The following is a 14,148-nucleotide window of genomic DNA, read 5'->3' on the forward strand; positions in this document are numbered from 1 at the left end:
CACATTATGAACAACTTTCTTAATCAGCTTTAGTTTTCAACTTTTCGCCATAGATCCTTACTGTAAATGACGCCCACTGAATTTTTCTTCGCCCCCATAATAGTTGGAGAAAGATAAACCGGTGTAGTGTACTGGAAAAGCGGTAAAGCAAGGTTTTCCTGTTGGATCTTCTCACTTAATTTTAAGTAAATTTCTGACCGCTCTTTTTCATTTAAGCTTTTCAATGCTTGCTCAAAAAGTTGGTCATATTCCGCATTGGCATAGCCATTTTTATTATCGGGACTTTTAGAATAGAACAAACCCAAGAATGCCATAGGATGATTAAAGTCTGCGCACCAGCCAGAACGAATGACTTGGAAATCCCCTTTTTGACGTTTAGCCTGTAATGTTTGCCAATTGACAGGTTGGGCATCCACGCGCAACATATCGGATTGTGTTAATTGCCCCACTAAGCGTTGCGCGATATTCACATGCAAGGGCGCATCATCATAAAGCACATTTAAATGTAGCGGATGTCTTTCATCTATTTTATTTTGAGCTAATAACTGCTCGGCAACAACGGGTTCCCATCTTGAATCTTGTCCATTTAACATGGCTTTCGGTAAAAAATACGAACTCGGAATTGCCGCTGGAATCTCATTATTCACAATATTCGTAACCGAAACCAACGAAGCAATCGCCTTACGCACATCTGCCTTAGCAACTTTAGGATCTTTCAGATTAAATTCATAAAAATATCCACAAAGCTGCGGAAAATGTTGAAGGTCCGCGTTCACTTCTGGTACATCAACCACCACATCAAAGTCAGATAATTTAGTGGCGAGAAAAGGCAAATATTCTACACGCTCAAAAGCCACATTATTTTTCTGCCAATAATAGGGATTTTTAGTTAAGTGTATGCTTTTCACGCTTTCGCTTTCGATCATATAAGCCCCGTTTGTCACCGGGTAATCAGGATCGCTATATTGAGGCACAAGACTGATATGCGCCAACATTTCCGGTAAATAAGGGGTTGCTTTATCAAGCTCAATACGTAAAGTGCGGTCATTTTCCGCATAAATTCCTAAACTCTTAAAAGGTTTATTTTTTTCTAAAACGCCTTTCGCATTTTTTAAATTGAGATAAGCTAAATAGGAGCTTAATGAGCTATTTGATTGAGACAGTGCTTGCCAAGAAAGCATGACATCTTGGGCGACTAAAGGATCACCATTTGACCAACGAAGCCCTTCACGTAAGGTAAAGATCCAGGTTTTGTTGTCTTTTGTTTCCCAACTTTCTGCGATACCCGGCACGATTCTCCCTTCCGGATCATAAGCGGTTAAACCTTCATATAAATCTCGTAATAAGCCCTCTTGTTCTGGATAACGAACAAACCAAGGCTCAAAAGAAGGGGGATGAGTAAACGCCCGAGTCAGTAAAGTCCTACTCGGTTTTGATGTATTTTCTTGTTTGATAGACTGGCTTTGTGTTGGTTGCTCATCTGTTTCTGTGTTTATCGATTTCTGGCTGTTTAATTTATCACAACCACTCAATCCAAAAACGACACCGAAAATAACCGCACTTTTAAGCCAAGTAAGGAAAGAATTATCCATTTTCAACGTCTTCTGTTTTAATCCAAAAGAAAAAGAACCAGTATTTTACCGCAATTAAAATGGCAATGATCGTTCGACCCACTACACTTGGAGTAAAATAAAAGCCAATTAAAAGCATCGTAGTTGAAAAGGTTAGAATAGAAATTTTTGCTTTTTTTGTTAATGCACGACGTTCATTAAAGGATTTCAGATACTTTTGATAAAGCTTAGTCCCTAAAAACCATTGCTCTAAACGAGATGAACCTTGCGCAAAAGAATAAAGTGTAAGCAATAAAAAAGGTGTAGTCGGAAGAAACGGAAGAAAAATACCAATCACGCCTAAAACCAAAGAAATACAGCCTAGTACAATATAAATTGCTTTAATTAAAGGATTTTTGGGGAAGAATTTAAGTGCAACAAAACCGACTATAACCGAAAAAGTGATTAAGCCAGAAAACAATAAAGCGTCGTTCATCATCATTCCTAAATAAAAGTGATACGCAATTATCACTGATTTTTTAGATTTTTCAACCTTGATATTATAGAATCTACCGCAATTTACTAAAGAAACTATTAGCAAAAGGAATATTTATGTCTAATCCATTACTTCATATTGAAGGCTTACCTCCGTTTTCTCAAATCAAACCGGAGCATATTCAACCGGCAATCCAAAAACTCATCGAAGAAAATCGTCAAGCCATTGAACAAGTTTTAAAACAACCGCACTTTACTTGGGAAAACTTTATTGAACCTCTTTCTGAAGCAGGCGAGCACTTAAGTCGTGCTTGGTCACCGATCTCCCATTTAAATTCAGTTAAAAACAGCCCTGAATTACGTGATGCGTATCAAGCTTGCTTACCACTACTTTCTGAATACAGCACCTGGGTTGGCCAACACGAAGGGTTATACAATGCCTATTTATCCTTAAAAAATAGCCCTGAATTTGCGACTTATTCCGTTGCACAAAAGAAAGCCATTGAAAATGCACTACGTGATTTTGAGCTTTCAGGTATTGGTTTATCCGAAGAAAAACAAAAACGTTATGGTGAGATTGTTGCTCGCTTATCTGAATTAAGCTCACAATTTAGCAATAATGTGCTCGATGCCACTATGGGCTGGGAAAAAGTCATTGAAGATGAAAGTGAATTAGCAGGTCTTCCTGAATCTGCATTACTTGCGGCAAAACAATCTGCCGAAAGTAAAGGCTTGAAAGGCTATCGCTTTACGTTAGAAATCCCAAGTTATTTGCCAATCATGACCTATTGTGAAAATGCAGCATTACGCGAAGAAATGTATCGTGCTTATGCGACTCGCGCTTCAGATCAAGGTCCAAATGCCGGTAAATGGGATAACACCGCGATCATTGAAGAAATCATGACATTACGCGTGGAGCTTGCTAAATTGCTAGGTTTTAATACCTATACTGAACGCTCACTTGCGACCAAAATGGCAGAAAACCCACAACAAGTGTTAGATTTCTTAAATAACCTTGCAGATCGTTCAAAAGCACAAGGTGAGAAAGAATTAGCTGAACTCAAAGCTTATTGTGAAAAAGAATTTGGCGTCACTGAACTTGCGCCTTGGGATATCAGTTTCTATTCCGAAAAACAAAAACAACATCTATATGCGATCAATGATGAAGAACTTCGTCCTTATTTCCCTGAAGATCGCGTTATTTCGGGTTTATTTGAATTAATTAAGCGTATTTTTAATATTCGTGCAGTTGAACGTTTTGGTGTAGATACTTGGCACAAAGATGTACGTTTCTTTGATTTAATTGATGAAACCGATGAAGTACGCGGCAGTTTCTATCTCGATCTTTATGCACGCGAAAATAAACGTGGCGGCGCATGGATGGATGATTGTATCGGCAGAAAACGCAATGCCGACGGTTCAATTCAAAAACCAGTTGCCTATTTAACGTGTAACTTCAATGCACCTATTGGTGATAAACCTGCGTTATTCACCCATGATGAAGTCACCACTCTATTCCACGAGTTTGGTCATGGTATTCACCATATGCTCACAAAAGTTGATGTGCCGGATGTTGCAGGTATCAATGGTGTACCTTGGGATGCGGTAGAGCTTCCAAGTCAATTTATGGAAAACTGGTGTTGGGAAAAAGAAGCCCTTGATTTTATTTCGGGTCACTTTGAAACGCACGAACCATTGCCAGAAGAAAAATTAAATCAACTTCTCAAAGCGAGAAACTATCAAGCGGCAATGTTTGTGTTACGTCAGCTTGAATTTGGCTTGTTTGATTTTACCCTTCATCATACTTTTGAAGTGGGTAAAGCTAACCAAGTACTTGATACCTTAAAAGCAGTGAAAGATAAAGTTGCCGTGATTAAAGGTGTTGAATGGGCAAGAGCGCCACATAGCTTTAGCCATATTTTTGCGGGCGGTTATGCCGCAGGTTATTACAGCTATTTATGGGCTGAAGTGCTATCTGCAGATGCCTTCTCTCGCTTTGAAGAAGAAGGGATTTTCAATCCAGTTACGGGTAAATCCTTCTTGGATGAAATTCTCACTCGAGGCGGCTCTGAAGAACCAATGGTATTATTCAAACGCTTCCGTGGACGTGAACCTCAATTAGATGCATTACTTCGTCATAAAGGCATTGCAAACTAATGGACTAAAAAAGAGCGGTCAAATTTTTGACCGTTTTTTATTTTTCTAATATGCAGAAAACAAAAAAGCCCTCGGTAATCCGAAGGCTTTTATTTTTACTATCGTAATAAAAATTAGCGACGTAAACCTAAACGAGCGATAGTGCTTTGGTATAAAGCAAGATCAGTACGTTTTAAGTAGTCTAAAAGTTTACGACGACGAGAAACCATACGTAATAAACCACGACGACCATGGTGGTCTTTTTTGTGCTCAGCAAAGTGAGCTTGTAAGTGGTTGATTTGTGCAGTTAATAATGCGATTTGAACTTCAGAAGAACCAGTATCTTTCGCATCGCGACCAAATTCAGCAACGATTGCTGCTTTTTTTTCAGTACTTAGAGACATTTTTTACTCCTAAAAGGTAGTGTTATTAATACATCATTCGCCGATCTCTAACTCAGCGATGACAAGGAGCCTGAATTTTAACGATTGAAGCCAATAAAAGCAAGGAATTATTGTACGGTTCCTCTTAAATGTTTAATCACTTTTAAATCCGTTCTTACAAATAATGTCTTGCGCATACTCGCTCAATAAAAATTGATACAATCGTTGCGTCAATTCGGTCTCATTCAGCATAGCGAGGACATATTCTGCTCGAATATCGTATTCGGATGGTAATGCATGACAAAGCATCCCCGCATTTTCTAATCTTGTCTGGTAATGCGCATAGCCTAACATCATATCCGCATAATCATTTTTCAAGAGATAATGCGAAGCCATTTCACCTGGTGGCATGACAACTTGATTTTCTGTTCCACCGACCAATTTCAATGCTTTCGATTTTAACCTTTTACCTTGTTCGGGATAATCTTTTTCAATGAGGTCAAAAAGCTGCCAAGTATAATCACCACAAGGATCACAAACTGGCGTCGACGTAGCTAATCGATATTGATCATCCAAAAGTAGCTCAAGGGTATCTCGCTGAAATTCTGGCTTATTCTTTGTTGTCAGCATAAGTTGATTATAAGTTAGCACCTGCTGCTGAAAAACTCGACTCCCTAGTGCAGATACATTTTCTGAATTCGCACTAATAAAAAGATCAGCTAACGCCCCTTGCATTATACGCGTTTTCAACAAACCAGCGGGCCCCAATATGCATTCAATTTCCACGTCATTATATTGCTTAAATGCACGAGTAAGCTCCAATAAGGCATATCGAAAGCTTCCCGCACTATAAATAGTGAGTTTATTCATCTCTCTGTCCTTCTAACAACACCTCATAAACCGGCACGAAATGGCTAAACGGTTGCTGTTGATATTGCGATTGTTCAACAATCATCGGTAAATGAAAAAGTGCGGTCAAATTTTCAGAAGTTAATATCTCATCCGTTTGCCCAAAGCGAATAAAATTTCGATTGATCAAAAGTGTTTTATCCGCAATCGCTTTTGCATGGTTAGGTTGATGCGTGGTGAAAATAATTCCCAAGCCGTGCTTTTTCGTTAATTGTTTTAAAAGTGATAGCACCGCATCCTGGTTGGCTAAATCAAGCGCTGAAGTTGGTTCATCCAACAGCATTAAACGACATTCGGATGCAATGGCACGTGCAATCAAGATCAACTGGCGTTGCCCTCCTGAAAGAGAAGCAAAATCTTGCTCGGCTAAGTGCTGCAACTGTAAATCGGCTAACGCTTGTAACGCCACTTCAATATCTTGTGGTTTGGGCTTACTAAAGGTGGCAATATGGTTTGAACGCCCCATTAGTACAATATCTAATACCGAATAGGCAAAAGGTGCACTAAAAAATTGCGGAACAAAGCCAATTGAGTCATTCAGCTGAATATTGCCTTGTAAGGGGCGATGAATGCCAAGTAACAGATCTAACAAGGTACTTTTGCCACAACCATTCTGTCCTAAAATCGCGAGAATCTCTCCTGCCTGTAAAGCAAAATTGAGATGTTGAAAAAGCAGGTTGTTTTTTTCATAATCAAATGCAAGATCATTTACTTTAATCAAATCAGTCACGCATCGCTCCATTTCGTTTCAAACGATAAACCAAGATGCCAAATAAAGGTGCGCCAATAAGTGCGGTTAAAATACTGATCGGAATTTCATTGTCGGTTAAGGCTCGAGCCGCATTGTCCACCCACAGCATATAAATCGCTCCCACTAACATCGTACAAGGCAATAAACGTTGGTGATTAGCACCGACCAACATGCGACTAATATGCGGAATAATTAAACCAACCCAGCCGATACTGCCGCTAATAGCCACCTGGCAAGCGACTAATGTTCCGCTAAGGGCAATCACCAACCAGCGTAATCGCCCAACTTTTACCCCTAACGCTTTCGCTTCTTTATCCTCTAAAGAAAGCAAATTTAAACGCCAGCTAAGTTTCAGCAACAATGTTGAACAACACACAAAAGGCACGAAGAAAAACAGCCATTTTTCCGTATTAGCCGTGGCAAAGCTGCCCATCAACCAAAACACGATACTCGGTAATTTTTCTTCGGTATCAGAAACGTACTGCAACAGGCTCACTAATGCAGAAAATAGCCCGCTTAAAATCATCCCGATTAAAATCAGCATCAGCAAACTTCTTCGGCCAAACTTTACGCTAAATAAAAAAACAAGCACTAGCGTACTTAAACCGAAAAAAATCGTACTGGCAAATAAGCCATACAGACTCAAACTAAAAAAGATGGCCAGTGTGCCGCCAAATGCCGAACCAGAAGTAACGCCAATAATATGTGGATCCACCAACGGATTACGGAAAATGCCCTGCAATGCCGCGCCGCTTAAAGCTAATCCGGCCCCCACACAGAGAGCGGATAAAATACGTGGTAAACGAACTTGGAAAATAACCTGCTGATGGATTGGATCAATAGGAAGTGCGGTCAATTTTGCCGCTAAAATTTGCAAAATCTGCTCTAAGGATAAAGCATAACGCCCTATTCCTAAAGAAATCAGGGCGCTCGCAACCAAGACAATGAGCAATAAGCCCATCAATTTGGAATGTTTATTTACCATTGTTATACGGCTGACGATAGAATTTCAAATAGTAGTCATTCACCATTTTATCTAAATCGATATCTTGGAATTTTTGCGGATATAGCGATTTTGCTAACCAAACTTCGCCTAATGCTAAGGCTTCCGGCATCGGATAACCCCAAGCTTTCGCATATTCCGGCATTAAAAACACTTGGTTATTTTTCACTGCATCAATATTCGCCCAAGCCGCATCCTCTTTAATTTGTGACACCACTTTAGGATAACGATCTTGTACCAAAATCACCGCCGGATTCCACTCTAGCACATTTTCCATGGAAACCTGTTTAAAGCCTTTCACTGTTGCAGCTGCGACGTTATAAGCACCTGCATGCTCCAACATTAAACTGGTATATTTACCTGAACCATAGGTATTTAAATCCGGGTTGGCCATATAGGTACGCACTCGTTTCTCCGCAGGAATGCCTCCCAAACGATCTGCCAACATTTTACGATTCGCAAAGGCTGCTTTAACTAATTCTTTGCCTTGTTGTTCTTTTTCAAACACTTGAGCAATCAACTCAATACCTTGGGTTAAACCTTCGTTATAAGCTTTATCCTCATCGGCCAAGGTAGGATTAAGTTTATCTTTATCACTGCCAGTTCGTAGCGAAATGGCAATCACTGGAATACCAGTATCAGCAATTTGTTTAATCATTTCCGGTGGCGCATAGTTGGTAACAAACACCACATCTGGTTTTAATTCCAACAAGCTTTCAATATTCACCGAATTTAAATCACCTGGCATGGCCATTTTTTCTAATTCTGGTGCTAAACGTACATAATTTTGCCCCAGTTGTTTTTTCCAATTTGATAACACCCCAACAATTTGTTTGGTGGCATCTAATTGCACGGCAATATTGAGGGTTTGATGCTGTAATACCACGGCACGCTGAATATGATCGGGAATCGTCACTTGACGATCCAATTGATCAGTTACAACACGATCAGCTAATGCCGATGTGGAAAAAATGCCAAACAAAGCTGCAGCGAATAAGCGATTAAATTTCATAAATTATCCTTAAAATGAAAACGGATCTTGATTATACAATAAAATATATAGCGATATACACAAAACAATTGATGAACTAAGCAAAACGACTATGCTTTACTGATCACCACCTTAATATCCTCCGGTGCGGCATAATAAGGTGCAGAGGTAATAAATAAATTAATGCCTAACTTGGCATAATCTGCCACATTATTTTTATTCACCCCACCTGCAACAGAAAGCGTAATATTTCTACCTTGTGCTTTGATGAGATCTAAAGCCGCTTTCACATCTTCAACTGACCATTTATCTAACTGAATAATATCGGGAGAGGCACTAATCATTTGTTCAAATTGTGCAAAATTGTCTGCTTCAAGGGTGACCTTATTTTCTGGTGCTTCACGCTTTAAGGTTTCCACAATATGCACCCAGTTATTCGGTTCAGCCAATAAATTACGATGATTTGTGAAAACCAGTAAGGTTTCACTCACGCCTTGACGATGAATATGTCCGCCAGCAGCCAACACTGCATTAGTTGCCAGTTTGCGGGTATTCGGGATACTTTTACGGGTACAAGCCACCACCGCATGCGGGTTAATGGCTTTGGCATTAGCAATCATCTCCGCCATGTATTGCGCCACGCCACAAGACCATTCCAATGCAAGCTGCACCACTTTCCATGCCTGCTGTAATTTATCCGCAGAATCGACCGCACTTAGCAACACTGCACCTGCTTCAACAGCTTCCCCTTCATTCACATAAATCTGTGGAGTAATGTCTAATTTTTTCAGTAACCGTTCTGCCACCGAAATCCCCGCCACTACTCCGGCATTTTTACGTTTAAATTCAATTTTTGCTGGGACTTTTTCTAGACCTAACGCATGCGTGGTTAAGTCACCGCGATAAATATCTTCCAATAAAAAATCATCGAGTTCTTTGTCTGAGAAATAAATCATAGTTTGTCCTTAAATTAATCGTCCTAAATGTAAATGAATTTGTCTATCCGCTAGAAAATCCGCTTCTTTAGGTTCATGAGTCACTAATAACATGGTGAGATTGAAGGCTTTAAGTAAACTTTTTACGTTCTGCCAAATCTGTTGACGGGTTTGCCAGTCTAATGATGAAAATGGCTCATCTAATAGCATCACATCCGGTGGATTGATTAGCGCCCGTGCTAGTGCTGCACGCTGTTGTTCCCCACCCGATAATTGGTGCGGATAACGATCGATCAACGCATCAATGTTCAACAGTGCCAATAAATCAAGTTGCTCCTGTCTTGTGCTTTTCGGTTTCGCTAAACTTAAGTTTCCACTTACGGTTTTATGGGGAAAAAGATACAAACGTTGATTTAAATAGCGACAACGTCTTTCCCAAGAGGCAAGGTTATCCGAAGTACATTGGTTAAATGCAATACTCCCCTGATAATCCGAATAACCGGCAATGGCATTGAGAAGCGTGGTTTTTCCACTTCCCGATTGCCCAACAATCGCCACTGATTCACCGTTGGCAACCGTTAGGCTAATATCCTTTAAAATACCAACCTGTAAATGTTGAATCTGTAACATCCTAAAGCTCCCGATTAAGCACGCGTAATAAAAAAAGCAAACAGGCTGAAATCATTAAAAGCCATAAGGCTGCCCCAATCGCAATTTCAAAATCACCGCTGGAAATATTGAGATATACAGCCACTGGCAAAGTTTCTGTTTTAAAACGGGTAGCACCAGCCAGCATTAAAGTCGCGCCAAATTCACCAATGGCGCGCGCCCAGGCCAAAATTGCCCCACACAACAAAGGCTTCCAACACATAGGGAGCTCAACTTTAAGCAGGCTTTGCCAAGGTGTTAAACCTAGGTTATAGGCGGCAAGCCGATAACCGTCATCAAAATTACTGAAAACTCCACGTGAATTACGCAACATAATTGAGGTGGCAATATAACTTTGTGCCACCACAATACCAAGCGGGCTAAAAATCCAACGGCTAATCTCTGGAATCCATGAACTCAGCCAACCTTGTGAACCGAACAACAAAAGTAGACTTAACCCCGTAACTAAGGGTGGCAAAACCATCGGTAAGTCCAACACGGTATCAATGAGATTTTGTAGCGGTAGGCGAATTTGACTCATCACCCAAGCGGCAGGTAATGCAATTAACAATGCAACAACTAGCGAAAAGAGCGAAGTCCCTAAAGAAAGCATTAAGGCAAAGTGCAGTTCATGATCAAACAACACCTGTTTAAAAAAATGCCAATTTAACTGCCCAATTAAAGCAAGCACCGTTCCCAATACCGTCAAAAATAGCAACATCAAGGGGAGCAGTGCTAACTTTAAACTAAGGCTTTTATTTAACCGGTAAGAAGCCTTCATCGGTAAAATACTTCACGCCTTCTGTATGGAAAAAATCAAATAGCTGTTTAGCTTCCGTTGGATGTGCCGAAGATGAAAGTAACGCTAAGGTGACTTTTTCTTGCGGTGTGCCTTGTGGGTTTGGCAAGATTTCTACTTTATCTCGTACTTTCCATGCACCAGAACGACCAACAACTGCCGCATCCACATCACCATTCAATAGATACATCATCAATTGTTTTACAGTAGCGGCTTTCACGACCACTTTTTCATTCAACGCCTGTTGATAACCCGATAGCTCAATGATTTTCTCCGCCCCTTTACCTAACGCCATCGCCTTGGCATCACCAATTCCCAAACGTAAGTTACTTTCAGCAAGATCTTTAAAAGAATGAATATTCGTACTTTTATCTTTGCGTACCGCCATTACTGGAATGTGTAAAACCAGCGGTTCAACAGCTTTAACTTGATTGTCTTGAGCCAATTTCTCGACATAATCTGCCGAACCGGATAAAAATAAGTCGCCGGTTTTTACTTGGTTATAACGTGCCAAAATTTGACCTGAACCACCGTATTCCACGGTGACCTTATTGCCCGTATTTTGCTCAAATTGTTTTACGATTTTCTCTACCGGCTCTTTTAAGCCCGCACCGGCATAAAGATAAAGATCAGCAGCTTGGCTGGAGAATGTGATCGCCATTAAGGCGGCTAAAGTGGCTAATTTTTTCATTTAAACTCCTTATTTGAATCGAATGGAATATAGCATAATCTTTATATAAGTTAAATTATAACGGATTTATACAAACCAATTTATCTTTTTATAAATTGAGATGTTTTTGCAATTCCTGAACTGAAGTGCGGTAAATTTTGGCGAGGTTTTCAAAGGTCATCAGTTCACTTTTTTCACCTTGCTGGAAACCAAATTCTTGATCGAGCATCGCAATATTTTCAGCTAAATAGACCGCTTGTTGAGGATTGTGAGTCGTAATCAGTAAGGCGATATTTTGATGTTGTAACTGTTTAATTTTTTCCAACACTCTAATTTGGTTACCAAAATCAAGACTGGCTGTCGGTTCGTCCATAATCAACAATTTCGCCTGTTGTGCAATGGCTCGGGCGATGAGCACGAGTTGTTTTTCGCCCCCACTGAGTTCATGATAATAACGTTTGGCAAGATGTGTGATTTGTAATTCCGCTAAAGCCGCGATAGCAAGATCTTTATCTTCCGCTTTTGGGGTTTGATACCATTTTAGATATGCAGAACGCCCCATCAACACCATATCTTGCACCAGAAAAGGAAAAAGTTGCGCGTGTGCTTGCGGCACATAAGCAATTTCGCGTGCTAATTCAGCGGCAGAATATGTGGCAAGCGGTCGATTTTGAAAGAAAACTTGCCCATTGAGAGCAGGCTGCAAACCAAGCAAGGTTTTTAAGAAAGTACTTTTCCCTGCACCATTGGCGCCAAGTAAACAGCAAATTTGCTGAGGTTTCAGTGCAAAATTGATCTTATCTAGCAGAGGCTTATTACCATAACCAATCGTCAATTGTTGCGTTTCAATTAAATTCATTTTCGCCCTCTCAACAATAAATAGAGGAAAAACGGTGCACCACAAGCAGAGGTTAAAATCCCTATTGGGAGTTCAATGCTCGCAACTGTGCGAGCAAGTGTATCGGTGAGAAGTAAAAAGCTCGCACCAAGCAACAAGGATGTCGGCAGCAATAAAATGAAATTGGCGCCTACCAATAATCGAGCGATATGGGGTACAAGCAAACCGACCCAGCCAATAATCCCCGTAATGGAGACCGCACTTGCGGTGCAAAGCGTAGTGAAAATAATCAAAATATAGCGCGTGCGTTGGATAGGTATACCGAGGCTTTTAGCCTCATCTTCTTCTAAGGCGAGCAGATTTAAGCGCCAACGCAATAAGAAAAGTGGCAGAATGCCGAGTATCAAAATAGGGGCAAGTTGAGTTAATTCTTTCACGCCAACGGCCGTGAAACTACCTAATAGCCAAAAGGTAATCGAAGGTAATTGGGTGAAAGGATCGGCTAAAATTTTTAACAGTGAAATACCTGCGCCAAGTAATGAACCGATAGCAATCCCTGAAAGTACTAAGACCAAAATAGGATCTTGATTACGGCTTCGTGATGCAACCATCGAAACACATAACACCGCCAAGATACCGCCACTAAAGGCAAAAAGCTGCACGTAAAACATCGGTAAGTTGTAGAAAATCGCCAATGAAGCACCAAGTCCCGCACCGCTTGAAACCCCTAAGATATCAGGAGAAACCAACGGATTTTTAAACATCCCTTGATAAGTCGTCCCCGCAGCAGCCAGGGCGGCACCCACTAAACAGGCGACCAAAATACGCGGTGTACGAATATGCCAAAGCACCGTTTCAACGGAAGAAGGCATTTGACATTCCGTTTCAAATAGACAATGAATCGCTTGTCCAAGTTGAAGGGGAGAAATCGGAAATCGCCCCACATTCAACGAAAGCAAAATGGTGCCGACTAATAAAATCACTAACGAAGTAAAAAAGAGTTTGGGATTACGTTGAACAAAATATGGCATAACTATTTCACATCATGTAGCAATTGAGTCGCTTGCTCTGCGGTTAATTCAATCTGATAGAACACGTGATAAAACGTTTGCACTTCTTTTGTAAATTCAGTCATAGGTTTACCGCTAACTAAATGCGAGACCCAACGCACCCCAAGCAAACGGTTCACACTAGGTGGCGAATCTAACCAACCAAATGGATTATTCGGGATTAAAAAAACTTGTCCATTTTTGACCGCACTTAACTGTTGCCATTGCGGATTCTCTTTTAAGGTTTGCAAAAACTCTGGGTATTGGCTAAAAATTACATCAGGATTCCATAATAAAAGCTGCTCCATCGAAACCTGCGTAAGCCCTTTATGATCGCCTTCTACCACATTTTTTAAACCCACGATTTCAATGGCTTCTGTATGAATAGAGCCTTTTTGCCCTGTTTGTAGGCCATCTGCACTACGAGCTAAATAGAAGGTTTTGGTCAATTTAGAGGCATTTTCGACCGCTTGTTTAAGGGTTTCTTCGGCATACTTTGCTTGAGGTTCTGTAAGATTTTCTACGCCTAACACGTTCCCTAAATAACGCAAAGTAGTGGGTGTTTCACTGAGTTTGCCGTCTAGCAGCAAATAAGGTACACCTGTTTGGTCAAAAGTCCGTTTTGCTTGATCGATATAGTTTGGGGTAACATTGCCTACATCAATAATTAAATTCGGTTGCAATGCCACAATTTTCTCTGGCGAGAGCGTACTGCCTTTTCCGGCAATTTTTCCCAAGGTTGGTAGAGATTGTTGTGCTGCAGGAAACAATTTTCCACGTTTTTCCATATTAAATCCCGCCAATCCCAGTAATTTATTGGGCGCGCTTGAAAGGAGCAACACATCAGCCGGATTACCCGCACTTAATACTTTTTCAATTTTAGTTGATGGAGGTAATTCCCCCGCCAAATAAGCGATTTCTTCTGTTGCAAATGCACTGGTTGATACACAAAGCGCAAGTGCAATACCTATCCATTTTTTCATATTCTTCC

At 40.6% G+C, this 14,148-nt stretch carries 15 protein-coding genes; 1 reads left to right on the plus strand and 14 read right to left on the minus strand.

Translation table 11 applies throughout. The features are described from left to right. Positions 1–29 precede the first annotated feature (29 nt). Together DPV81_RS01735 and DPV81_RS01740 are read right to left on the minus strand one after the other, a co-directional pair. Positions 30–1,592 (minus strand): peptide ABC transporter substrate-binding protein, encoded by a 1,563-nt coding sequence (locus DPV81_RS01735; RefSeq protein WP_111386423.1) that lies wholly within the window; start codon positions 1,590–1,592, stop codon positions 30–32. Continuing rightward, on the minus strand, positions 1,585–1,956 hold the full coding sequence (locus tag DPV81_RS01740) for a YbaN family protein (RefSeq protein WP_111386596.1): 372 nt from the start codon (positions 1,954–1,956) through the stop codon (positions 1,585–1,587). The genes DPV81_RS01735 and DPV81_RS01740 overlap by 8 nt, the downstream gene beginning before the upstream one ends. A 206-nt stretch (positions 1,957–2,162) precedes the next feature. Here DPV81_RS01740 and prlC point away from each other — a divergent pair, with 206 nt between their 5' ends. Further along, entirely contained in the window at positions 2,163–4,202 is a 2,040-nt protein-coding gene (gene prlC / locus DPV81_RS01745) for an oligopeptidase A (RefSeq protein WP_111386425.1), read from the plus strand. Positions 4,203–4,315: 113 nt separating this feature from the next. Here the strand turns inward: prlC and rpsO are convergent, their stop codons facing one another. The 12 genes from rpsO to DPV81_RS01805 all read right to left on the minus strand — a co-directional run bounded on the left by rpsO (position 4,316) and on the right by DPV81_RS01805 (position 14,140). Further along, complete coding sequence (gene rpsO, locus DPV81_RS01750) at positions 4,316–4,585, minus strand: 30S ribosomal protein S15 (protein WP_005628925.1); 270 nt, start codon at positions 4,583–4,585, stop codon at positions 4,316–4,318. A gap of 132 nt (positions 4,586–4,717) precedes the next feature. Beyond that, positions 4,718–5,434, minus strand: coding sequence for a substrate-binding domain-containing protein (locus DPV81_RS01755; RefSeq protein ID WP_111386427.1), 717 nt, complete (start codon positions 5,432–5,434; stop codon positions 4,718–4,720). Next, a complete protein-coding gene (locus tag DPV81_RS01760; protein WP_111386429.1) occupies positions 5,427–6,203 on the minus strand; it encodes an ABC transporter ATP-binding protein in 777 nt (258 codons plus the stop codon). Before DPV81_RS01760 ends, DPV81_RS01755 begins: the two co-directional genes overlap by 8 nt. Beyond that, positions 6,196–7,209: a FecCD family ABC transporter permease gene (locus tag DPV81_RS01765; protein WP_111386431.1), complete on the minus strand. Its 1,014-nt coding sequence runs from the start codon at positions 7,207–7,209 to the stop codon at positions 6,196–6,198. The genes DPV81_RS01760 and DPV81_RS01765 overlap by 8 nt, the downstream gene beginning before the upstream one ends. Beyond that, positions 7,199–8,239, minus strand: coding sequence for an ABC transporter substrate-binding protein (locus DPV81_RS01770; RefSeq protein ID WP_111386433.1), 1,041 nt, complete (start codon positions 8,237–8,239; stop codon positions 7,199–7,201). Before DPV81_RS01770 ends, DPV81_RS01765 begins: the two co-directional genes overlap by 11 nt. Positions 8,240–8,328: 89 nt before the next feature. Further along, positions 8,329–9,174, minus strand: coding sequence for a ModD protein (gene modD / locus DPV81_RS01775; protein ID WP_111386435.1), 846 nt, complete (start codon positions 9,172–9,174; stop codon positions 8,329–8,331). Positions 9,175–9,183: 9 nt separating this feature from the next. Beyond that, positions 9,184–9,783, minus strand: coding sequence for an ABC transporter ATP-binding protein (locus DPV81_RS01780; RefSeq protein ID WP_111386437.1), 600 nt, complete (start codon positions 9,781–9,783; stop codon positions 9,184–9,186). Position 9,784: 1 nt separating this feature from the next. Next, positions 9,785–10,582, minus strand: coding sequence for an ABC transporter permease (locus DPV81_RS01785; protein ID WP_111386439.1), 798 nt, complete (start codon positions 10,580–10,582; stop codon positions 9,785–9,787). Further along, positions 10,557–11,291: a molybdate ABC transporter substrate-binding protein gene (gene modA, locus DPV81_RS01790; protein WP_111386441.1), complete on the minus strand. Its 735-nt coding sequence runs from the start codon at positions 11,289–11,291 to the stop codon at positions 10,557–10,559. Before modA ends, DPV81_RS01785 begins: the two co-directional genes overlap by 26 nt. Positions 11,292–11,379: 88 nt before the next feature. After that, entirely contained in the window at positions 11,380–12,129 is a 750-nt protein-coding gene (locus DPV81_RS01795) for an ABC transporter ATP-binding protein (RefSeq protein WP_111386443.1), read from the minus strand. Beyond that, positions 12,126–13,139: a FecCD family ABC transporter permease gene (locus DPV81_RS01800; protein WP_111386445.1), complete on the minus strand. Its 1,014-nt coding sequence runs from the start codon at positions 13,137–13,139 to the stop codon at positions 12,126–12,128. The genes DPV81_RS01795 and DPV81_RS01800 overlap by 4 nt, the downstream gene beginning before the upstream one ends. A gap of 2 nt (positions 13,140–13,141) precedes the next feature. After that, complete coding sequence (locus DPV81_RS01805; RefSeq protein WP_111386447.1) at positions 13,142–14,140, minus strand: iron ABC transporter substrate-binding protein; 999 nt, start codon at positions 14,138–14,140, stop codon at positions 13,142–13,144. Between the last annotated feature and the right edge of the window lie 8 nt (positions 14,141–14,148).

Source organism: Haemophilus parainfluenzae (assembly GCF_003252795.1).
In the GTDB taxonomy this organism is placed as follows: domain Bacteria; phylum Pseudomonadota; class Gammaproteobacteria; order Enterobacterales; family Pasteurellaceae; genus Haemophilus_D; species Haemophilus_D parainfluenzae_K.

Excerpts from the sequence above, each read along its gene's own strand:
- DPV81_RS01735 (WP_111386423.1), bottom strand. The coding sequence starts at position 1,592 with ATGGATAATTCTTTCCTTACTTGGCTTAAAAGTGCGGTTATTTTCGGT.
- prlC (WP_111386425.1), top strand. The coding sequence starts at position 2,163 with ATGTCTAATCCATTACTTCATATTGAAGGCTTACCTCCGTTTTCTCAA.
- rpsO (WP_005628925.1), bottom strand. The coding sequence starts at position 4,585 with ATGTCTCTAAGTACTGAAAAAAAAGCAGCAATCGTTGCTGAATTTGGT.
- DPV81_RS01755 (WP_111386427.1), bottom strand. The coding sequence starts at position 5,434 with ATGAATAAACTCACTATTTATAGTGCGGGAAGCTTTCGATATGCCTTA.
- DPV81_RS01765 (WP_111386431.1), bottom strand. The coding sequence starts at position 7,209 with ATGGTAAATAAACATTCCAAATTGATGGGCTTATTGCTCATTGTCTTG.
- DPV81_RS01770 (WP_111386433.1), bottom strand. The coding sequence starts at position 8,239 with ATGAAATTTAATCGCTTATTCGCTGCAGCTTTGTTTGGCATTTTTTCC.
- modD (WP_111386435.1), bottom strand. The coding sequence starts at position 9,174 with ATGATTTATTTCTCAGACAAAGAACTCGATGATTTTTTATTGGAAGAT.
- DPV81_RS01780 (WP_111386437.1), bottom strand. The coding sequence starts at position 9,783 with ATGTTACAGATTCAACATTTACAGGTTGGTATTTTAAAGGATATTAGC.
- DPV81_RS01785 (WP_111386439.1), bottom strand. The coding sequence starts at position 10,582 with ATGAAGGCTTCTTACCGGTTAAATAAAAGCCTTAGTTTAAAGTTAGCA.
- modA (WP_111386441.1), bottom strand. The coding sequence starts at position 11,291 with ATGAAAAAATTAGCCACTTTAGCCGCCTTAATGGCGATCACATTCTCC.
- DPV81_RS01795 (WP_111386443.1), bottom strand. The coding sequence starts at position 12,129 with ATGAATTTAATTGAAACGCAACAATTGACGATTGGTTATGGTAATAAG.
- DPV81_RS01800 (WP_111386445.1), bottom strand. The coding sequence starts at position 13,139 with ATGCCATATTTTGTTCAACGTAATCCCAAACTCTTTTTTACTTCGTTA.
- DPV81_RS01805 (WP_111386447.1), bottom strand. The coding sequence starts at position 14,140 with ATGAAAAAATGGATAGGTATTGCACTTGCGCTTTGTGTATCAACCAGT.